Annotated in this window: 18 protein-coding genes; 9 read left to right on the forward strand and 9 right to left on the reverse strand. The window is 72.8% G+C overall.

Annotated features, from left to right (window positions below; all coding sequences use genetic code 11):
* The first annotated feature begins 50 nt into the window (after window positions 1–50).
* On the forward strand, window positions 51–434 hold the full coding sequence (locus AB0B83_RS00640; protein WP_357576403.1) for a helix-turn-helix transcriptional regulator: 384 nt from the start codon (window positions 51–53) through the stop codon (window positions 432–434).
* Window positions 431–1,327 (forward strand): hypothetical protein, encoded by an 897-nt coding sequence (locus tag AB0B83_RS00645; RefSeq protein WP_357576329.1) that lies wholly within the window; start codon window positions 431–433, stop codon window positions 1,325–1,327. The genes AB0B83_RS00640 and AB0B83_RS00645 overlap by 4 nt, the downstream gene beginning before the upstream one ends.
* Before the next feature lie 81 nt (window positions 1,328–1,408).
* Here the strand turns inward: AB0B83_RS00645 and AB0B83_RS00650 are convergent, their stop codons facing one another.
* Entirely contained in the window at window positions 1,409–1,618 is a 210-nt protein-coding gene (locus tag AB0B83_RS00650) for a hypothetical protein (RefSeq protein WP_357576330.1), read from the reverse strand.
* A gap of 9 nt (window positions 1,619–1,627) precedes the next feature.
* Here AB0B83_RS00650 and AB0B83_RS00655 point away from each other — a divergent pair, with 9 nt between their 5' ends.
* Together AB0B83_RS00655 and AB0B83_RS00660 are read left to right on the forward strand one after the other, a co-directional pair.
* Window positions 1,628–1,846: a hypothetical protein gene (locus tag AB0B83_RS00655; protein WP_357576331.1), complete on the forward strand. Its 219-nt coding sequence runs from the start codon at window positions 1,628–1,630 to the stop codon at window positions 1,844–1,846.
* A gap of 189 nt (window positions 1,847–2,035) precedes the next feature.
* Window positions 2,036–2,578 carry a hypothetical protein gene (locus tag AB0B83_RS00660; RefSeq protein WP_357576404.1) on the forward strand — a complete coding sequence of 181 codons (543 nt, stop codon included), beginning with the start codon at window positions 2,036–2,038 and terminating at the stop codon, window positions 2,576–2,578.
* Between the two features lie 221 nt (window positions 2,579–2,799).
* Here AB0B83_RS00660 and AB0B83_RS00665 read toward each other — a convergent pair whose 3' ends face one another.
* Complete coding sequence (locus tag AB0B83_RS00665; protein ID WP_357576332.1) at window positions 2,800–4,425, reverse strand: anibiotic ABC transporter; 1,626 nt, start codon at window positions 4,423–4,425, stop codon at window positions 2,800–2,802.
* Complete coding sequence (locus AB0B83_RS00670) at window positions 4,422–5,393, reverse strand: ABC transporter ATP-binding protein (protein ID WP_357576333.1); 972 nt, start codon at window positions 5,391–5,393, stop codon at window positions 4,422–4,424. The genes AB0B83_RS00665 and AB0B83_RS00670 overlap by 4 nt, the downstream gene beginning before the upstream one ends.
* Before the next feature lie 107 nt (window positions 5,394–5,500).
* Here AB0B83_RS00670 and AB0B83_RS00675 point away from each other — a divergent pair, with 107 nt between their 5' ends.
* The gene (locus tag AB0B83_RS00675; protein WP_357576334.1) at window positions 5,501–6,436 is read left to right on the forward strand and encodes a TetR family transcriptional regulator; all 936 of its coding nucleotides are present in this window, start codon (window positions 5,501–5,503) and stop codon (window positions 6,434–6,436) included.
* Between the two features lie 247 nt (window positions 6,437–6,683).
* On the opposite strand, the gene AB0B83_RS00680 is transcribed toward AB0B83_RS00675, so the two are convergent.
* Together AB0B83_RS00680 and AB0B83_RS00685 are read right to left on the reverse strand one after the other, a co-directional pair.
* Window positions 6,684–8,237, reverse strand: a complete 1,554-nt coding sequence (locus tag AB0B83_RS00680) for an aminotransferase class I/II-fold pyridoxal phosphate-dependent enzyme (protein ID WP_357576335.1) — start codon at window positions 8,235–8,237, stop codon at window positions 6,684–6,686.
* Between the two features lie 23 nt (window positions 8,238–8,260).
* Window positions 8,261–9,589: an NAD(P)/FAD-dependent oxidoreductase gene (locus AB0B83_RS00685; RefSeq protein WP_357576405.1), complete on the reverse strand. Its 1,329-nt coding sequence runs from the start codon at window positions 9,587–9,589 to the stop codon at window positions 8,261–8,263.
* A 424-nt stretch (window positions 9,590–10,013) separates the two neighbouring features.
* Between AB0B83_RS00685 and AB0B83_RS00690 the strand changes: the two genes are divergently transcribed.
* Window positions 10,014–10,835, forward strand: a complete 822-nt coding sequence (locus tag AB0B83_RS00690; protein WP_357576336.1) for a phytanoyl-CoA dioxygenase family protein — start codon at window positions 10,014–10,016, stop codon at window positions 10,833–10,835.
* Between the two features lie 74 nt (window positions 10,836–10,909).
* Window positions 10,910–11,737, forward strand: coding sequence for an RNA methyltransferase (locus tag AB0B83_RS00695; protein WP_357576337.1), 828 nt, complete (start codon window positions 10,910–10,912; stop codon window positions 11,735–11,737).
* An 84-nt stretch (window positions 11,738–11,821) separates the two neighbouring features.
* On the opposite strand, the gene AB0B83_RS00700 is transcribed toward AB0B83_RS00695, so the two are convergent.
* On the reverse strand, window positions 11,822–13,615 hold the full coding sequence (locus AB0B83_RS00700) for an ABC transporter ATP-binding protein (RefSeq protein ID WP_357576406.1): 1,794 nt from the start codon (window positions 13,613–13,615) through the stop codon (window positions 11,822–11,824).
* Window positions 13,616–13,694: 79 nt separating this feature from the next.
* Between AB0B83_RS00700 and AB0B83_RS00705 the strand changes: the two genes are divergently transcribed.
* Complete coding sequence (locus tag AB0B83_RS00705) at window positions 13,695–14,120, forward strand: MarR family winged helix-turn-helix transcriptional regulator (RefSeq protein ID WP_357576338.1); 426 nt, start codon at window positions 13,695–13,697, stop codon at window positions 14,118–14,120.
* A 180-nt stretch (window positions 14,121–14,300) separates the two neighbouring features.
* Window positions 14,301–16,085, forward strand: a complete 1,785-nt coding sequence (locus AB0B83_RS00710; RefSeq protein ID WP_357576339.1) for an N-acetylglutaminylglutamine amidotransferase — start codon at window positions 14,301–14,303, stop codon at window positions 16,083–16,085.
* Between the two features lie 19 nt (window positions 16,086–16,104).
* On the opposite strand, the gene AB0B83_RS00715 is transcribed toward AB0B83_RS00710, so the two are convergent.
* From AB0B83_RS00715 to AB0B83_RS00725, 3 genes are all read right to left on the reverse strand, one after another.
* Complete coding sequence (locus AB0B83_RS00715) at window positions 16,105–17,238, reverse strand: glutamate--cysteine ligase (RefSeq protein ID WP_311412619.1); 1,134 nt, start codon at window positions 17,236–17,238, stop codon at window positions 16,105–16,107.
* Window positions 17,239–17,339: 101 nt separating this feature from the next.
* Window positions 17,340–18,551 carry an RNA polymerase sigma factor gene (locus AB0B83_RS00720; protein ID WP_357576340.1) on the reverse strand — a complete coding sequence of 404 codons (1,212 nt, stop codon included), beginning with the start codon at window positions 18,549–18,551 and terminating at the stop codon, window positions 17,340–17,342.
* Window positions 18,552–18,553: 2 nt separating this feature from the next.
* A complete protein-coding gene (locus AB0B83_RS00725; RefSeq protein WP_357576341.1) occupies window positions 18,554–18,904 on the reverse strand; it encodes a YciI family protein in 351 nt (116 codons plus the stop codon).
* Between the last annotated feature and the right edge of the window lie 96 nt (window positions 18,905–19,000).

Raw genomic sequence — 19,000 nt, forward strand, 5'->3', positions numbered from 1 at the left:
AATGTACAGTCATCTTGCCCAGATACTCTGGTTACTTGTATATTCACCTCATGCGATCGACTTCGCGTCCCGCGTTGCGGGAACCGTCGTACTTCGTCCTTGCCGCCCTACTCGGTGGCCCTCTCCACGGCTATGCCGTGATCAAGCGGGTGACTGAGCTGTCCGATGAGCGGGTGACCCTCGCTGCCGGCTCGCTGTACTCGGTGATCGACCGGCTGCTCGGCGAGGGACTCATCACCGCCGATGGTGAAGAGATCGTCAACGGGCGTGCGCGCCGCTACTACCGGCTCACCGACGAGGGCTACCGCGTACTCGCCGAGGAAGCCGACCGGCTCGCCCGGGCCGCCCGGGTGGTCACGGATCGCCTGCCGCACCAGGGCTTCCCGCAGGGAAGCACCCATCAACCTTCTATCGCGAGGATCAGACCAGCATGAGTTCTGATGTTCTGGAGAAGCGCTACCGCATGCTGCTGCGGGCCTATCCGGCCGATTATCGGCGCGAACGTGCCGACGAACTGATCGACACGTTGATCGGCGACGAATCGACCACCCGCCGCTGGCCCAGCGTCCGGGAGGCGGCCTCGCTGATCCGGGGGGCCCTACGCGTGCACGGTGGCAGCACCGCGGCCCGGCCCACCGCCGTGCTGCTCTGGCAGGGCATCCACCTGGGCGCCATGGCGGTGCTGGCGCTGGGTGCGCTCATCGGCCTGGACGACCTCGTCGAGGCGTTCCAGTTCGGCGGATTCGCGGACCCCCTGGCCGTCCTGCGGGATCAGGGCATCTACGCGGTCATGGTGATCGCGGCGCTGGTGGCGCTCGTCACGGGCCGCACCCGCACCGCTGCCATCCTGGTGGTAGCTGCGGTCGTGGTGCCGACCGCGATCTCTCAGTACCTGTTCCTCAACGGCCTGCCGCAGTGGTGGGCACCGGTTGTCGCCACTCCTTTGATCATGATGGGCCTGTGGCGTCCGGCGGACGTGCCGCCGGCACCCCGAGCCAACGCCGTTCTGGTCACCGCCGGCATACTTGCCCTGCATCTGATCCCTGCGGAAGGCTTCCGCAGGGTCGACATTGGCTCGCAGATCGTTGCCGCCACCATGGTGATCGCCGGTGCAGCCGCCTTCCTGTGGGTGGCGACGGCAGACCAGCGACTGCTGATTGCCGTCGCTCCCACCCTCCTGCTGGGCACGCTCTACCAACTGGGCAACGCCGGGTCGGCGGGGGAACTGCCGCACCGGCCCGACGCCCTGCCATCCCTGGTCGTCGCGGTCCTCATGGCAGTCGGCGCGGTCGTCTCGACCCGGCTGCGGCAGCGCACCCGCGCCTGACCAACCGACGGGCGGTCCGGCTGCGGCCGGACCGCCCGAGCGAGAATCGGTGGAACAGCCCATTACCCTCCTATTTGCGTATTACTGGGTGGAGGTGGCGACCGCGCCGCCGCACGCGCGGCCCTCACCGAGATCTGGGAACGGGTCGGCGGCACCGGGGACGCGCTGCACCGCTGCACCATCGCGCACCACCTGGCCGACCTGCAGGAATCCGTCGCGGACGAGGTGGCGTGGGACCACCTTGCGCTGGCCGCCGTCGCCGACCTCGACGACGAGCGCGTCCAGCAACACGACGCGTCGTTGCGGGTCCGCGCCCTCCTGCCGTCGCTGCACCTCAACCTCGCCGACGGGTACCGCCGCGCCGGCGACGTCGGGCGCGCCCGGCACCACGTGACGGTCGCGGCACCGCTGGCCGCCGAGTTGCCGGACGACGGTTACGGCACGATGATCCGCGAGGCGATCGCACGGGTGGGCGCGCTGCTCGACGCCGGGTCCAGGGAACCTCTCGCCGCACCATGACACCCGCCGGCGTGAGTTCGGCACCTTGAACAGGCTCCAGTCCGGCAGCTTGACAATCATCGGTCACGTGGAGAATGGACGTCAGGTGACAGGCCTCGATCGGCGCGATTGGCTGCCCTTGTGGTGGCCTCGACGCTGGTTGCCACCGGGGTCGCATCAGCTCGTACCACCGCGTAGGGGGTGCTGACAATGAACCGCCTTGTTCGACCGCTGGTCGCAGGCGCCGCCGTAGTCGCGGTGGCTTCTGGCGGGTGGTTGGCCTATGACTCGCTGCGGCCGGGCGAAACGCACTCGGTGCACTCGTCCTACGCGTTCGACGTCAAGGATGAGACGAAGGTGGCCGGTTTCGCCGACTACGTCGTCGTCGCGACGGTGGACCGTGTCGTCGAGGTGCAGGAACGCGACGACACGCCCTACACCGTCTTCGAGGTGACCGTGGACAAGTCCCTCAAGGGCGAGCCGGTCAAGACGCTGCGGGTGGTCCAGCTTGGTGGAACCCTCGGCAAGGACACCTGGCGGGTGGAAGGCGAGCCGCTGCTGCGGCCCGGCACGACCTACGTGCTGGCGGCGAAGACGGAGCAGGGGCGCGAGACACATCAACTGGTGGGCGGGGCGGACTTCCCGGTCGTCGACCGGGCCGCGGCCCGTGCTGGGGGGTCGGGCCCGGTGGCCGAGTGGCAGGACAGCGTCGCCCGCCAGCGGTGGCCCGAGGAACTACCGAAGAAGTCCTGACCGCCGTACTTCGACCGGGCACCTCTGGCCTGTCGCTCCCAGACCCCTAACGACGAACAGCGGCGTCGGGACAGTTCGTCCCGACGCCGCCGCGTCTCATCACCGCACGGAGCCGGGCCCTTCAGACCCCGCATCGGAGCCTGCGCCCCGCAGGTGCTGCCGAGGGAAGCTGGCCAAGTGGTGCCCGTCGAAGCGGCCGAGAACACGTCGGCGCGCCCCCGTCAGCTCGGGACGTCGCGGCGGCGGAAGCCGGCCGTCCCGGCCGCCAGCAGGAGCGCCGCCACCCCCGTCAGCACGACCAGCGGCAGCGCCGCCGGGTCGACCGCCGGGGCCGACGGCACGTGGGTGTACGGCGACAGGTTCAGCGCCGCCTGCGGCAGGTCGAGCACCGCGCCGAGCTGCCCGAGCAGCAGGAACACGATCAGCGCCGCCCAGGACAGCGCGACCGACCAGCGGGGCAGCAGGCCGAACAGCGCGGTCACCACCCCGGCGACCACCAGCAGGGCCGGCAGTCGTACCAGCGCCGCCCCGCCCAGCCCGACGGCCCGGCCGAGGGGGTCGCCGGCGACCAGTCCGTAGCCGAGGCCGGTGGTGAGCCCGCCCAGCAGCACCAGGGCGAGCGCGCCGAGCGTCGCCGCGACCACCTGGGTAATCAGCCAGCGGGTACGGCTGACCGCCGTGGCGAGCACCGCCTCCAGCAGCCCGTCGGCCTCGTCGTTGCGCGTGCGTAGCAGCGCCTGCACGACGTACGCCCCGATGGTCAGCGCGAACAGCCCCAGCATCGCCGCCAGGTACGCGTCGATGAGTTTCGCGCCGCCGCCCATCGCGCTGATGGCCTCGGCGGCGGCCGGGTTCTCCTCGATCATGGCGTTGAACTCGTCGCCGGCGATGCCCATCGAGAACCCGAGCACCGCCACGCCGACCGCCCAGCCGAGCAGCGCGCCGCGCTGCAACCGCCAGGCCAGCCCGGCGGGGCTGAGCAGCCCGGGTGCGGCCGTGGCCGGCCCGCGCCGGGGCGCGACGAGTCCGGCGCCGATGTCCCGCCGCTCGGCGAGGGCGTAGGCCGCCGCCACCCCGGCGACCAGCAGCGCGACGGGCAGCGCCAGCGTCCACCAGCGTTCGCCGCCGAAGGCGCGGACCTGGTTGCCCCAGCCGAGCGGCGAGAGCCAGGACGGCCAGGCGCTGACCACCCGCAGCCCGCCGTCGGTCTGTTCGCCCAGCACGTCACCGGCCGCGCGGAGCAGGAAGGAGATCCCGACTGCGGCGGCGGCGAGCGCGTTCGCGCCCCGGGAGGTGACGGACAGTTGGGCGGCGACGGCGGCGACGCCGGTGAACGCCAGGCCGACGCCACCGATGGCGGCGGCCGCGGCGGCCGACCCGGCGAGCGGCAGTCCGGCGCCGGCCAGTGCGGCGGCGAGCAGGGCGGTGGCGGCCACGTTCGCCGCGACGATCACCAGCAGCGCGGCGGTGAGCAGCGCGTACCGGCCGACGACGGAGGCGCCCAGCAGTTCCGCCCGGCCGGTCTCCTCGTTCTGCCGGGTGTGCCGGATGACCGCGAAGGTGCTCAGCAGCGCGGCGAGCAGGGCCAGCGTCACGTACGTCTCGGCGGTCACCACCGCGCCGAGGCCGGTGCCGGCGATCGGCCCGTTGAACGCGCGGGCGACCAGGCTGGACGCCGACGTGGTGGCGTAGCCGACCCGGGACGCCTCGTCCGGGTAGAACTCCTTGACGCTGCCGGCGAGGGCGTAGCCGAGCAGGGGCGTGCCGAGCACCCAGATCGCCAGCCGGAGCCGGTCGCGGCGCAGCACGAGGCCGGCGAGCCGCCCGGTGCCGGTGAACGCGCTCACCGGGCACCCGCCGGGCGGTCGGCGTCGGGGCGGTCACCGTCGGTCCGGCCCGCCGCCGGGGCGGAGGCGCCAGCGGGGACGGCGGCACGCTCGTCGCCGTAGTGGCGCAGGAACAGCTCCTCCAGGGTGGGCGGGGCGCTGGTCAGCGCGCGTACGCCGAAGCGCACCAGGTGCCCGAGCAGCTCGTCGAGGTGGGCGGGCTCGACCTCCAGGTGGGTGCGACCGTCGACCTCGCGCACGTCGTGCACGCCGGGCAGGTCCGCCAGGCCGGTCGCCGGCCGCGCGGTTTCGACCGTCACGGCCGTACGGGTGAGGTGGCGCAGCTCGGTGAGGGTGCCGGACTCGACGGTGCGGCCCTCGCGGATGATGCTGACCCGGTCGCAGAGTGCCTCGACCTCGGCCAGCACGTGGCTGGAGAGCAGCACGGTGGCGCCGTCGCGCTTGAGTTGGCGGACCTCGTCCTGGAACACGGCCTCCATGAGCGGGTCGAGCCCGGAGGTCGGCTCATCGAGCACGTAGAGCTCGACGGCCGAGGCGAAGGCGGCGACGATGGCGACCTTCTGCCGGTTGCCCTTGGAGTAGGTGCGGCACTTGCGCGTCGGGTCGAGGTCGAAGCGCTCCAGCAGCTCGTCGCGGCGGCGCCGGTCGAGGCCGCCGCGCAGCTGGCCGAAGAGGTCGATCGCCTCGCCGCCGGAGAGGTTCGGCCACAGGTTCACGTCACCGGGCACGTACGCGAGGCGCCGGTGCAGGGCGACCGCGTCGCGCCACGGGTCGGCGTCGAAGACCCGCACGTCGCCCGCGTCGCGGCGCAGCAGGCCGAGCAGGACGCGGATGGTGGTGGACTTGCCGGAGCCGTTGGGCCCGAGGAAGCCGTGCACCTCCCCCGCCCCGACCGTCAGGTCGAGCCCGTCGAGCGCGCGGACGCTGCCGAACGTCTTGACCAGGTTGCCGATGGAGATGACGGGCATGGGCCCTCCTGTCGCTGGTGGTGCCGACGACCACACTGTACTGACCGGCGGTCAGTCGAATCAACAGGGACGCCTGCCATCGGTCAGACGCCGCTAGGCTTGCCGCCATGACCGCCGAGGCGCCCGACGACACGCGTACCCGGATCCTGCGCGCCGCGCTCGACCTGTTCGCCGAGCACGGCTACCAGCGCACGCCGCTGCGCCAGATCGCCGAGCGGCTGCGGCTGACCAAGGCCGCGATCCTCTACCACTTCCCCACCAAGGAGCACCTGCTCACCGCCCTGATCGAGCCGATGGTCGCCGAATTCGAGGCGCTGCTCGACGCGGCCGAGGCGGGGCCGGCCGAGCGGGCCCGGTGGACGGTGCTGGAGGGCTGGGTGGACATCATCCTGGGCCACCGCCGACCACTCGGCATGCTCTTCCACGACATCGCGCTCGTCGGCCGGGGCGACACCTACCACCGCCTGATACGGATCGCGATGCGCGCCAACGACCTGATCGCCGGGCCCGACGCTGGGCGCCGGGAGCGGGTCCGGGCGGTTCAGGCGGTCGCCGCGTGCAGCGACCCGGTCGTCTTCTTCGTCGACGTGCCGGACGCGGTGCTGCGGGCGGACATGCTGGACGGCGTGCGCCGCCTGCTCGGCGACCCGACCGGCTCCGGCCCCGCTGGCGGCTCCGACCAGGCCGACGGCGCGGGCACGGCGGGCGGCGAGAACGCGGCCGGCGGCGCGAACACGGCGGACGGCACGGGCACGGCCGGCGGCGAGAGCGCGGCCGGCGGCGAGAATACCCGCACGGCGGCGACCAGCGGCGGCACGGGCACGGCGGCCGACGGTGGCGGCGGTGCGGGCACCCCGGCGGCCGGCGGCGCGGCGAGGGGTCGGCGCCGGCCCGGGCGACCTCGGGCGATGAGCCCGGAGCAGGTCGAGGCGGCCCGGCGGATGCACGCCCGGGGCGACCACTCGGCGGACGAGATCGCCGCCGCGCTCGGGGTCTCGCGGGCCACCGTCTACCGCCACCTCGACCCGGCCGCCGCGGAATAATGAGACTGGTTCTGCGACGGTTTTGAGAACAGGGCCGACCGCGTCTTCCGCGGAAGGCGAAGCGATCAGTAGGAGGCACCCTCATCCGAGGGTGCCTCCCACTGCGTTGATCCGAGGTGGGCGGTACCGGGCTCCGATCACCGCATCGTCCGCATCGAACGGCTCACGGACCGGAACGGACAGCTGCCGGCTGAGGGTCCGGTCCGGGCGCCGGGCATCCCGCCCTCATCGAGTTACGAGACGACTCTCAGCGGGGAGCGCTGCCGAAGGCGCTCGAGAGGTACGCCCGGGAGTCGGCGATGGCGCCCTCGATGATCCGGGCCGCCTCGCGGGCCTCCTCGGGCCGGTGCCCGGCCTGCACCTGGAGCCGGAACCGGGACGAGCCGGTCGGGGTCACCGGGAACTCGACCATGAATGCCAGCACCCCTCGGTCGAAGAGCAGGCGGTTCGCCGTCCGCGCCAGCTTCTCGTTGCCGATCAGTAGCGGCACAATCGGTGACGGCTCACCCATGCAGGTCAGACCCCGGCCGGTCAGCTCGTCGCGCAGGGCGTGGATCGCGGTGAAGAGCCGGGCCCGCAGCACGTCCCCCTCGGCCGACCGGATGATCCTGGTGGCTTCCCGCACCACCGCGGTCTGCACCGGCGACAGCGCGTTGGAGAAGAAGTGCGAGCCGCCGAACATCTTGATGTACTGCTTCAACGCCGGCGAGTTGGATGCGACGAAGCCACCGTTGGAGCAGAACGTCTTGGAGAAGGCGCCCATCACGATGTCGACGCTGCCGAGCAGGTCCTGCATCCCCAGCACGCCCGTGCCGCCGGGCCCCATCGAGCCGAGGTCGTGCGCCACGTCGACCAGCAGCGTGGCGTCGTGTTCCCGGCAGACGCGTTGCAGGGTGACGAGGTCCGGCCAGTCCGCGTCCACCGAGAAGAGCCCGTCGGTGACCACCAGGATGCCGTTGCGGGTGTCCGTGGCCCGGATCTCGGTCAGGTGCCGGCGTACCGCCTCGACGTTGAGGTGCTCGTAGCGGACCACGTTCCGGGTGGCCGCCCGTGCCCCCTGCTGGAGGCAGGAGTGGGCCAGCCGGTCGATCAGGATGTGGTCGGACTGCCGGACCAGACCGACGACCGCGCCGAAGCCGGCCGCCCAGCCGGTCGGAAAGAGCGTCACGTGGTCGAGCCCGACCAGGTCGCCGAGGGCAGCCTCCAGCTCGTCGGAGATGCGGGTGTTGCCGAGCACCATCGGCGAGCCGGCGCTGTGCGGCCCGTAGTCGTGCATCGCCCTGGCCGCCGCCTCCCGGATCGCCGGGTGGGTGTTGAACGACAAATAGTCCTGCGAGTTGAAGTTGATGCCGCGGGCCCGCCGGCCCAGGTCGTTGGTGATCTGGGCGACGCTGTCCGGTGCGGCCTCCAGCACCCGGGAGTACTGCCACGTCTCCGTGCGTCGACGCGCCTGCACCCAGCCGTAGAAGTCCTCGGTGCGGGTCAGCAGGTTACGGCCGGCGGGCCGGTAGAAGTCGTACGCGTTCTTGTCGAGGGCGTACTCCTCGTCGGGGTCGACGGGGTTGCGCAGGTGGGCCGGCTCCCACATCTCGGTGAGGTCGGCGACGACCTGGGCCAGCTCGTCGTCGGCGCCTTCGAGCGACGCGAGGTCGTCCCACGGGATGTGGGTGGCCCAGTTACGGGTCATCTCGGAGACCTCGGCCGCGGTACGCGTCATGGTGTCGAAGTCCCGGCAGTGTGCCGCCTTGAGGATGATCCCGATCAGTTCGCCGTCTTCACGCTGGTCCAGCTCGGTGGTCACGGTGTCGTCTCCCTGGTGGATCATCAGGCGAAGAGGTTCTGCTGGTAGCTGCGGGAGGTCTCCGCGAAGTCCTCGAAGACCGCGTGGTCTGCGGAGGACTCCTTCGCGGCGTCGTTGAGCAGGAAGAGGTTGGAGGCCTGGAAGAACTCCGACACCGGCGCGACGTCGGCGTGGGTGGCGATGAACCGGTCGGTCTCCTGCTGGTTGCCCCGCAACGCGACGAACAGTTGCAACTCGTCGTGCCGGTACGGACGCATCTCGGCGAGGGTGCAGACGTAATCGTGGTAGGCGGCGGCGTTCTGGCTCCGGCGGCGGTCCCCGTAGGCGGTCATCGCCTCGTCGATCGACGCGTCACCGCGGAGCCACCGGTCGAGTGCGGCGCTGACCAGCTCGGCGTCGCGGAAGGCGTGGGTGATGCCGATCGCGGTGCACTGGTCCTTGGCCGACTCGGCGTCACCGACGAGCACCCACCCGGGCCCGTGCAGTGGCCGGAGAAAGGCCGACTGGTCCAGGGTGCCGTAGATGCGCTCCTCCCTGGTCCCCTTGCTGCGCACCACGTCGCCCAGCTCCGGACTGACGAAGTCCAACGCCTTCTGGTAGTTGCCCGGAACGTCAGCGCGAAACTCCCGCGACCACTCACTCGGCCCCCAGACCAGGACCATGTTCTGGTCGAAGTTGGTCGGCGCCACCGCGCAGGCCAACCGGCCGCGCCGGTGCAGTTGTGCCGGGCCCAGGTCGAAGCCGGACCAGTAGCTCCAGTAGGCGAACGTGCAGCGGGGCCGCTCGTCGTACTTCGGCAACGCGAGGGTGCGGGCGACGAACGAGTTCCGGCCGTCGGCACCGACCACGATCCGGGCCCGCTCCTCGACCAGCTCTCCGTCGACCGCGCGCCCCCGGATACCGACGACCTGCCCGTTCTCGACGATCAGCTCACGAACGGTGAAGTTCGTCCGCACCTCGGCGCCGGCCTTGGCGGCCGCGCCGACCAGGATCTCGTCGAGCACCCGGCGCCGCACGGACGCATAGCTCTGCACCACGCCCGAGTCGTCGCCGTGCAGGTCCCGGAAGTACTCGCGCAGCAGTTCGGTCGGCACCGAGCCGGTCAGCGAGATGCCGTCGTTGACCACCTCGACCGTGGTGTGCGCCGGAGTGACCGCCAGGACCTCGTCCAGCAGTCCCCACCGGTTCAGGTAGGACATCCCGTGCGGCCAGAGGAAGTGCGTCGAGATGACGTCGCTGGGAAACGAGGAGCGGTCCACCACGAGCACCCGGTGTCCGCGCTGGGCGAGCAACAGGGCGGTGGACGCACCCGAACAGCGGGCGCCGATGACGATCGCGTCGTACAACTGAATCGATCCTTCGTTGATGTGGCGGTGGCGGCGCAGGTAGCGGCGGCGGAAACCCACCTGAGAGCGGCCCCGGGGTCCGCGGATCGCGCAGGTCACCCGGGCTGCGTGCGGCGTCGGCCACCGTTGCCGGTGGCTGCTTCTGCCACACCTACCGATCAAGTCGGCAGGCCCGGCGAAGAGCGTAGCTCATGTCCACAGTGGATAGAAACCGCTCGGAGTGGGCGTCCGAGGTGACTTCACTGGATCGACGCCACGAACGGATCGAGCGGATCGAGCGGATCGCGGCAGATCCGGAGGTCGAGGCTCGGTCTCGCTGTCCCGGCCTGGGAGACCGCATGAGGAAGACCGGTCCCCTGGGCCCGCATCCGACAGAAGCTGCGCGGAAGATGTCGGGTGATCGGGACCGGTGCCGCCGCACGATGGGGGCATGGATGACACGACCTTGGTGTCCCGCTTCCTTCGCGACGGCTTCGTGAAGCTGGAGGGCGCCGTCGCGCCGCGCGTGGCAGCGGACTGCGCGCGGCTGCTGTGGCGGGAGACGGGCTGCGACCCGGACGATTCAGCGACGTGGACGCAGCCCGTGCACTGGGTGCCCGGCCTGGCGCAGGGACCGTTCGCTGCCGCTCCCAATTCCCCGTTCCTCCATCACGCGTACGACCTGCTCGTCGGCGCGGGACGCTGGGAGCCGCGCTACTCGCTGGGCACGTTCCCGCTGCGCTTCCCGCACGAGGAGGAGCCGGACGACGCGGGCTGGCACATCGAGGGCAGCTATCTGCCGGAGGGCGAGAGCTGGTACTTCACCAATGTGCGCTCCCGCGGCCGGGCGCTGCTGATGCTGTTCCTGTTCAGTGAGGTCGGGGAGACGGACGCCCCGACCCGGATCCGGGTCGGCTCACACCTCGACGTGCCGACGGTGCTGGAGAAGTACGGGGAGAACGGAGCGAGCGGACTGGCCCTTGCGCCCGACCTGGTGGCGGCGTCCGAGCACCGGCCGCTCGCCCTCGCCACCGGATCTCCGGGCGACGTCTTCCTGTGCCACCCGTTCCTGGTGCACGCGGCGCAACCGCACCACGGAGCGCGGCCTCGTTTCATGGCCCAACCGCCGCTGATGCCGGCCGCACCGTACGAACTGGAGCGGGCCGACGGCGCCTACTCACCCGTGGAGATCGCGATCCGTCGGGGTCTCGGACGGGACGCCCCCGGTCCGGACGGGGACGGCGCCGGGGCGACATGCCCCGTCCGTTCCTGAGCGCCTGGCCGAAGGCCTTGCCGGTGAAGTGTGGCGGGGCAGGGCATGGGCGGGCTACGTCGACGGAGGCGGGGGTGGCAGTGGTTCTGCGGGTGAGTGGCCGCAATGCGCGGTTCCAGCAGTGGAAAGCTCTCCTCGGCAATCGGACCAAGCGGCAGCGACGCGGCGAGTTCCTCGTGCAGGGCGTGCGCCCGATCACCATGGCCGTCGAACACGGCTGGCAGATCCGGGAGCTGCTCTACGACACCAGCGCTCAACTGTCCGGCTGGGCACGCGAGGCCATGGACACGGTCCGGGCCGAGAAGTTCGCCGTCTCGCGTGAGCTGATCCACGAACTGGGAGGTAAGGCGGACACGGTTCCAGAGCTACTGGCCGTGGTCGCGTTGCCGAAGGACGACCTGCGCCGTATCCCGGTCGGCCCGACCATGCTCACCGTCGTGTTCGATCGGCCCACCAGCCCCGGCAACATCGGGACCCTCGTTCGGTCGGCGGACGCCTTCGGCGCCGGCGGCGTCATCGTCACCGGCCACGCCGCCGACGTGTACGACCCGAAGGCGGTCCGGGCGAGCACCGGCTCGCTGTTCGCCCTGCCCGTGGTCCGGGTGCCCTCCCACCAGGCCGTCCTGTCCTGGGTCGCTGACGTCCGCGCCGAGGGCATCGGCATGAGCATCGTGGGAACCGATGAGCGCGGCCTTCTGGACGCCGCCGAGTACGACTTCACGCAACCCACCCTGACGTTGATCGGCAACGAGACCACCGGCCTCAGCTCCGGCTGGCGCGAGGCATGCGACCAGCTCGTCCGGATCCCCATGTCCGGGTCCGCCAGCTCCCTGAACGCGGCGACCGCCGCGACTGTCGTGCTGTACGAATCGGCACGCCAGCGGGCCGCCGCCCGGCGGTAGCGCACTGATGGCAGGCAGCCGGCCGACGGCTGTCCGCCACCATCGCGCCACCCGACCCGCCGCGCCCCTCTGGGCTCTGACCCGTCAGGCGGCCAGGGTGGCGTAGCGGCCGGCGCGCTCCAGCAGGCCGTCGTGGCTGCCGGACTCGACGATCCGGCCGTGGTCGAGCACCGCGATCCGGTCCGCGCCCCGCACCGTGGAGAGCCGGTGCGCGATGGTGATGGTGGTCCGTCCCCGGGCCACCTCGTCGAACGCCCGCTGCACGGCGCGCTCGGTCTCGGTGTCCAGCGCGCTGGTGGCCTCGTCGAGGATCAGGATGCGCGGGTCGCGCAGCAGCGTACGGGCGATCGCGAGACGCTGCTTCTCGCCGCCGGAGAAGCGGTGTCCCCGCGAGCCGACGACGGTGTCGTACCCGTCGGGCAGCCCGGCGATCAGGTCGTGGATCTGGGCGGCGCGGGCGGCGGCCTCGATCTCGGCGTCGGTGGCGTCCGGGCGGGCGTAGCGCAGGTTCTCCCGCACGGTGGTGTGCAGCAGGTACGTCTCCTGGCTGACCACGCCGACGATCGCGGCCAGATCGGCCAGGCGCAGGTCGCGCAGGTCGACGCCGTCGACGGTGATCCGGCCGCTCGTCGGGTCGTGCAGGCGGCTGATCAGCGCGGCCAGGGTGCTCTTGCCGGAGCCGGTCTCCCCGACCAGCGCCAGGCCGCTGCCGGCCGGCACGTCAAGGGTGATCCCGGCGACGGCGGCGGTGTCGCTGCCCGGGTAGCGGAAGGTGACGTCGGTCAGGCGCAGCTCGCCCCGGATCCGGCGGGGGTCGACGTCGACCGGCTCGGCGGGGTCGTCCACCTCGACCGGCAGGTCCAGGTACTCGAAGATCCGGGCGAACAGCGCGAGCGAGGCGGTCACGGAGACGCCCACGTTGAGCAGGCCCATCAGGGGGCGGAAGAGCCCGCCCTGCAACGCGGTGAAGGCGACCAGGGTGCCGATGCTGAGCGTGCCGGCGGCGCCGGGCAGCCCGGCGCTGAGGTAGATGACCGCCGGGATGGCGGCGAAGACGACGCTCATGGTGGCCATCCGCCAGCGGCCGGCGAGTTCGGAGCGCAGTTCCAGGTCGACCAGGCGGTCCGACGAGGCGGCGAAGCGGGCGGCCAGGGCGGGGCCGGTGCCCAGCGTCTTGGCCAGGTGCACGCCGCTGACGGACAGCCCCTCCTCGACGGTGACGTTGAGGTCGGCGAGTTCGCGCTGGCGTTGCGCGGTGATCTCGCGGCGCAGGTGGGCGACGCGTCGGGTCAGCCAGATGGCCGGCGGCAGCACGACGAGCGAGACCAGCGAGAGCCGCCAGGAGAGCGCGACCATCGCCGCCGCCGTGGCGACGACGGTGGTCAGGTTGGCCGCGATCGAGGTGGCGGTCGAGGTGACCACGCTCTGCATGCCGCCGATGTCGTTGGTGATGCGCGACTGCACCTCGCCGGTGCGGGTGCGGGTGAAGAACGCCAGGGACTGCCGTTGCAGGTGGGTGAAGACGTCGGTGCGCAGCCGGTGCATGACCTGCTGGCCGACCCGGGTGGAGATCCAGGTCTGGAGCACGCCGAGCACCGAGGTCACGGCAGCGACGGCGACCATGCCGGCCACCAGCCAGCCCAGCAGCGGCAGGTCTCGCTCGGGCAGGGCACGGTCGATCACGGCGCGGAGCAGGAAGGGCGAGGCCATGGCGAGCACCGAGGAGACCACGATGATCGCGGTGACGGTGGCGAGCGCCGCCCGGTGCCGGGCGAAGAGCGCGCCGATGCGCCGCAGGGACACCTGGCGGGCCTGCGCCTTCTCGGCGGCGCTGACCTTGCGGGGGCCGCGGTCGCGGCCGGAGGGGACGGGTTCCAAGGGGTACTTCCTCACGTGGGAGATGCTGAGGTTGCCTCAACATGAGGGAACAACAGCTTCTGCTGCTACCGTATTCCCCGTGACGGCAGACACGGACGACGCCGAGGACGGCCTCGCCGAGGCGTTCTGGGCGGTGACCCGGCGGCTGCGCCACCGCACCCGCGAGGCGCTCGCGCCCTGGGACGTCACGCCCGCGCAGTCCCGGGCGCTCGGCGTGCTGATGCGGCACGGCGCGCTGCGGCTCAGCGCGCTCGCCGAGCACCTGCGCATCGCCCCGCGCTCGGCCACCGAGGTCGTGGACGACCTCGAGGCACGCGGGCTCGTGCGGCGCCGGCCCGATCCGGCGGACCGGCGCGCCACCCTGGTCGCGCCGACCGGGGAGGGCACACGCGCCGGCGCCGCCATCCACGCCGCCCGCCGGGCCGCCGCCGAGGAGCTGTTCGGCCGCCTGGCACCCGCCGACCGGGAACAGCTCGCCCGCATCCTGCGTACGCTGCGCGACTGACCGCCCGGCGTCCGCCGATGCGCGCGGCACCGGGGTTTGCCGCCCCCGGCGGCGGGTAGCCCAGCCACCCGTCCTGCCGACGGGACCGGGTCCCCCGCGCGGGCGGCCCGGCACACCTGCGACGCCGACAGGAGTGATCACGGTGGGTCGGATGCCCCGGAAGCCCGGTGACCGCTGACGATGTGCGGCATCAGTGGCGAGGCGAGGTTCGACGGATCGACGCCGGACGCCGGCGCGGTGACCCGGATGACCGAGGCGATGCGCTCCCGGGGTCCCGACGGGGAGGGCCTCTTCGACGACGGCTGGGTGGTCCTCGGGCACCGCCGGCTCACCATCATCGACCTCACCGAGGCCGGCTCCCAGCCGATGGTCCGCGACGACCTGGGGCTGGCGCTGGTCTTCAACGGCTGCGTCTACAACTATCCCCAGCTGCGCGAGGAGCTGCGCGGCGCGGGGCACACGTTCCACTCCACCAGCGACACCGAGGTCGTCCTGGTGGCGTACGCGCAGTGGGGCGAGCAGTTCGTCGACCACCTGGTCGGCATGTTCGCCGTCGTGCTGGTGGACCGCCGGCGGCGCCGGCTCGTGCTGGCCCGCGACCGGCTCGGCATCAAGCCCCTCTACCTCGCCGAGTCACCCGGCCGGCTGCGGTTCGCCTCCACCCTGCCGGCGCTGCTGCGCGCCGGCGACGTGGACACCTCGATCGACCCGGTGGCGCTGCACCACTACCTCTCCTGGCACTCCATCGTCCCGGCGCCCCGCACCGTCCTGCGCGGCATCCGCAAGCTCCCCCCGGCCACCGTGCGCGTCGTCGAGGCCGACGGGCGCAGCCGCCAGCACGTCTACTGGCGGCCCGACTACGCCCGGGACCCCGCCCACGCCGGCATGGACGCCGGGGACTGGCGGGCCGCCGTCGGGGAGGCACTGCGCGAGGCGGTCCGGCGGCGGCTCGTCGCCGACGTCCCCGTCGGCGTGCTGCTCTCCGGCGGCCTGGACTCCAGCATGATCGTGGCGCTGCTGGCCGAGGCCGGGCAGCAGCACCTGCAGACCTTCAGCATCGGCTTCGACAGCCGCGGCGGCGAGGCCGGCGACGAGTTCCACTACTCCGACCTGGTCGCCCGCACGTTCGGTACCGACCACCACCGCATCCGGCTCGCCGACGACGACCTGGTCCCGGCGGTACGGCGGACCGTGCACGCGATGACCGAGCCGATGGGCAGCCACGACGTGGTCGCCTTCCACCTGCTCTCCGAGCAGGTCGCCCGGCACGTCAAGGTGGCCCAGTCCGGCCAGGGCGCCGACGAGGTCTTCGCCGGCTACGGCTACCACCAGCCCCTCACCCGGGTGCCTCGCGACGACGCGGCGGCCACCTTCGCCGACGCGTTCTTCGACCGGGACCACGCCGAGCTGAGCCGGGTGGTGGACCCGGCGTACGCCTGCGACCGCGACGCCAGCCGCGAGCTGCTCGCGGCGGACCTGGCCGCGCCGGGCGCGCAGACGGCGCTGGACGCGGTGCTGCGCCTGGACACCCACCTGATGCTCCCCGACGACCCGGTCAAGCGGGTGGACAGCATGAGCATGGCGTGGGGGCTGGAGGTGCGCACCCCGTTCCTGGACCAGGACCTGGTGGCCCTGGCGGCGGCCTGCCCACCCGAGCACAAGGTCGCCGACGGCGGCAAGGGCGTACTCAAGGAGGTGGCCCGCCAGGTGCTGCCCGTCGAGGTGGTCGACCGGCCGAAGGGCTACTTCCCGGTGCCGGCGCTGCGCAACGTCGACGGGCCGGTGCGGCAGCTCGTCGCCGAGGCCCTCGCCGCGCCCGCCGCCCGCGAGCGCGGCCTGTTCCGCCGCGAGTACGTCGCCGAGCTGCTCGCCGAGCCGGACCGGGCGCAGGCCGCCGCCGGCAGCAACAAGCTGTGGCAGCTCGGCCTGCTGGAACTCTGGCTCCAGTCCCACGACATCCGCTGACCGGCGCGGGTGGGGCGGGTCAGGCGGCGCGGGTCTCGGCGGCCAGGTGGTCCAGGACGGCGCGCACGTCGTCGCCGGTGCGGGCCATGACCCGGCGCTGCCGGGTGGCGCCGTTGCCGTCGCGCCGCAGCCGGACCAGCTGGTCGCGTACGTAGTCGAGGTCGCCGTGGCGGGCCAGGGCCGGCGCGACCGTGTCGACGAGCTCGCCGACCAGGTCCCAGGCGGGACGGGCGACGCCAGCGCGCAGGTCGATCAGGTCGCCCTCCAGCCCGTCGTGGGCGGCCCGCCAGTGCGCGGCGGAGACCAGGCAGTCCCGGATCCGTCGGGCGGGGACCCCGGCGCGGGCGTCGTCGGCCATCGTCGCGACGAGCGCGCGGACCAGCCCGGCGACAAGCACCGTGTCGTCCACCGCCGGGCAGACGTCGCCCACCCGCACCTCCACCGTGGGGTACGCGGCCGACGGGCGCGCGTACCAGTAGACCATCGCCGCGTCGAGCATGATCCCTGCGTCGATCAGCTCCGCCACCGTCGCGTCGTAGTCGGCGACCGACTCGAAGTGCGGGGTCGGCCCGATGCTGGGCCAGCGTTCCAGCTGCATGGAGCGCCAACTGGCGTGCCCGGTGTCGCGTCCGTCGTGCAGCGGCGAGTTGGCGGTGATCGCCTGCACCACCGGCAGCCAGGGGCGCAGGTGGTTGCAGACCTGGATGGCCAGTTCGCGGTCGGGCATCCCGACGTGCACGTGGCAGCCGCAGACGGCGGGGTCGTGCGCCACCGGCCCGAACCGCCGGGACATGGCGTGGTAGCGCGGTTTGTCCGGCACCGTCCGGTGCGGCTCGTGCACGGGCGTGGCACCGACCGCGACGAGCCGCGCCCCGGCGGCCTCGGCCGCGTCGCCGACGGAGCGGCGCAGCGCCACCAGATGCGCGCGCAGCTCGGCCAGGTCGGCGGTGACCGGCGTGACCATCTCCACCATGCTGTGCCGGAACTCCTGCCGGCTCTGGTCCCGCGCGCTGCCGGACAGGGCGGTGAGCACCCGGTCGGCGACCGGCAGGCTCTCCCCGGTCCGCGGGTCGAGCAGGAGGTACTCCTCCTCGACCCCGAGCGTCAGCGTGGTCTGGTCGGAGGCGGTGGCAAGTGCCGGACGGTACGTCATGGGCGCTCGCGTCCGTTCGTCGGGCGACGCGCCGGGCGCCGCGCTGCCGGACGACCCGAGTTCCCGGCCCACTGGCTGGACAAACGCGCGGGGCGCGGGCGTCAACCGCCCGTCAGCACCGACGTCGCCCGGCTGTCCAGGAAGGCGCGTTCGGCCGCGTTGTCCGTCAGCTCGGCGGCCGTCCGGTACGCCCGCGCCGCCTCCCCCGCCAGGCCGAGCCGCCGCAGCAGGTCCGCCCGGACGGCGTGGAACACGTGGTACCCGGCCAGGTCGAGCACCTCGACGGCGGCCAGCCCCGCTGCCGGCCCGGCCACCTCGGCGAGCGCGACGGCCCGGTTCAGCGCCACCACCGGCCCCGGGGCGTACGCGGTGAGCTGGTCGTACAGCCGGAGGATCTGCGCCCAGTCGGTGCCGGCGGCGTCGGGCGCGTCGCTGTGCACGGCGGCGATCGCGGCCTGGATCTGGTATGGCCCCGGCCGGTCGCGGCGCAGGCAGCGGCGGACCAGGGCCTGCCCCTCGCCGACGAGCCCGGCGTCCCACCGGCGGCGGTCCTGCTCGGGCAGCGGCACCAGCGCGCCGTCGGCCGTGGTGCGGGCGGGGCGGCGCGCCTCGGTGAGCAGCATCAGCGCCAGCAGCCCCAGCGCCTCGGGCTCGTCCGGCATGAGCCGCACCAGCAGCCGGCCGAGCCGGATCGCCTCGGCGCACAGGTCGTCGCGGACCAGCCGGTCGCCGGAGCTGGCGGTGTGCCCCTCGGTGAAGATCAGGTAGAGCACGGCCAGCACGGCGGGGAGCCGGTCCGGCAGGTCGGCGTCGCCGGGCACCCGGTACGGGATCCCCGCGTCGCGGATCTTGGCCTTGGCCCGGACGATCCGCTGGGCCATGGTCGCCTCCGGCACCAGGAACGCCCGGGCGATCTCGGCGGTGCTCAGCCCGCCCAGCAGCCGCAGGGTCAGCGCGACCCGGGCGGCGGGGCCGAGCGCCGGATGGCAGCAGGTGAAGATCAGGCGGAGCCGGTCGTCGCGCACGGGTCCCTCCTCGGGCGGTACGTCGCGGACGTGCAGGAGGGCGGCCTGGGCGTACCGGTCGGCGCGGGAGGCCTCCCGCCGCAGCCGATCGACGGCCCGGTTCCGGGCGGTGGTGATGATCCAGCCGGCCGGGCTGGGCGGCGGCCCGGTCTCGGGCCACCGCGCCACCGCCACCGTGAACGCCTCCTGCACCGCCTCCTCGGCGATGTCGATGTCGCCGAGGAGGCGGACGAGGACGGCGACCGCGCGGCCGTACTCCGCGCGGAACACCGCCTCCACGTCGGGCATGGTCAGCTCTCGCCCTGGAAGGGGCGCACCTCGATCGGCAGGGTGGTGGCCAGCGCGTACCGGCGGCCCCACGCCAGCGCGGCGTCGAGGTCGGGCGCCCGGAGGATGGTGATCCCGCCGAGGTGTTCCCTGCCCCCGACGAACGGCCCGTCGGTGACCAGCACCTCGCCGTCGGACGGCCGCAGCACGGTCGCCGTGTCGGGCGCGTGCAACCCCTGGCCGAACACCCAGCAGCCGGACGCCTCCAACTCCTCCCGGATGGCGCCCAACTCGCGCATCACCCCGGCCAGGAACTCCGGGTCCGGCAGCCCGTCACCGTTTGGCTGGTGGATGCTGAGCAGGTACTGCTTCATGGCCCCTCCCCGCGTCGGCGGCCGACGGTGCCGCCGGCCTCTCATCCTCCACACGAACGGAGCGGGCCAGGATCGACAACCCGCCGGAAAATTGCT

Source organism: Micromonospora sp. NPDC049060 (assembly GCF_040649055.1).
GTDB classification, from domain to species: Bacteria; Actinomycetota; Actinomycetes; order Mycobacteriales; family Micromonosporaceae; genus Micromonospora; species Micromonospora reichwaldensis.

What these genes read in the sequence shown, in the direction of transcription:
- AB0B83_RS00640 (WP_357576403.1), top strand. Translation starts at nt 51, where the DNA reads ATGCGATCGACTTCGCGTCCCGCGTTGCGGGAACCGTCGTACTTCGTC.
- AB0B83_RS00645 (WP_357576329.1), top strand. Translation starts at nt 431, where the DNA reads ATGAGTTCTGATGTTCTGGAGAAGCGCTACCGCATGCTGCTGCGGGCC.
- AB0B83_RS00660 (WP_357576404.1), top strand. Translation starts at nt 2,036, where the DNA reads ATGAACCGCCTTGTTCGACCGCTGGTCGCAGGCGCCGCCGTAGTCGCG.
- AB0B83_RS00670 (WP_357576333.1), bottom strand. Translation starts at nt 5,393, where the DNA reads ATGCCCGTCATCTCCATCGGCAACCTGGTCAAGACGTTCGGCAGCGTC.
- AB0B83_RS00675 (WP_357576334.1), top strand. Translation starts at nt 5,501, where the DNA reads ATGACCGCCGAGGCGCCCGACGACACGCGTACCCGGATCCTGCGCGCC.
- AB0B83_RS00690 (WP_357576336.1), top strand. Translation starts at nt 10,014, where the DNA reads ATGGATGACACGACCTTGGTGTCCCGCTTCCTTCGCGACGGCTTCGTG.
- AB0B83_RS00710 (WP_357576339.1), top strand. Translation starts at nt 14,301, where the DNA reads ATGTGCGGCATCAGTGGCGAGGCGAGGTTCGACGGATCGACGCCGGAC.
- AB0B83_RS00715 (WP_311412619.1), bottom strand. Translation starts at nt 17,238, where the DNA reads ATGACGTACCGTCCGGCACTTGCCACCGCCTCCGACCAGACCACGCTG.
- AB0B83_RS00720 (WP_357576340.1), bottom strand. Translation starts at nt 18,551, where the DNA reads ATGCCCGACGTGGAGGCGGTGTTCCGCGCGGAGTACGGCCGCGCGGTC.
- AB0B83_RS00725 (WP_357576341.1), bottom strand. Translation starts at nt 18,904, where the DNA reads ATGAAGCAGTACCTGCTCAGCATCCACCAGCCAAACGGTGACGGGCTG.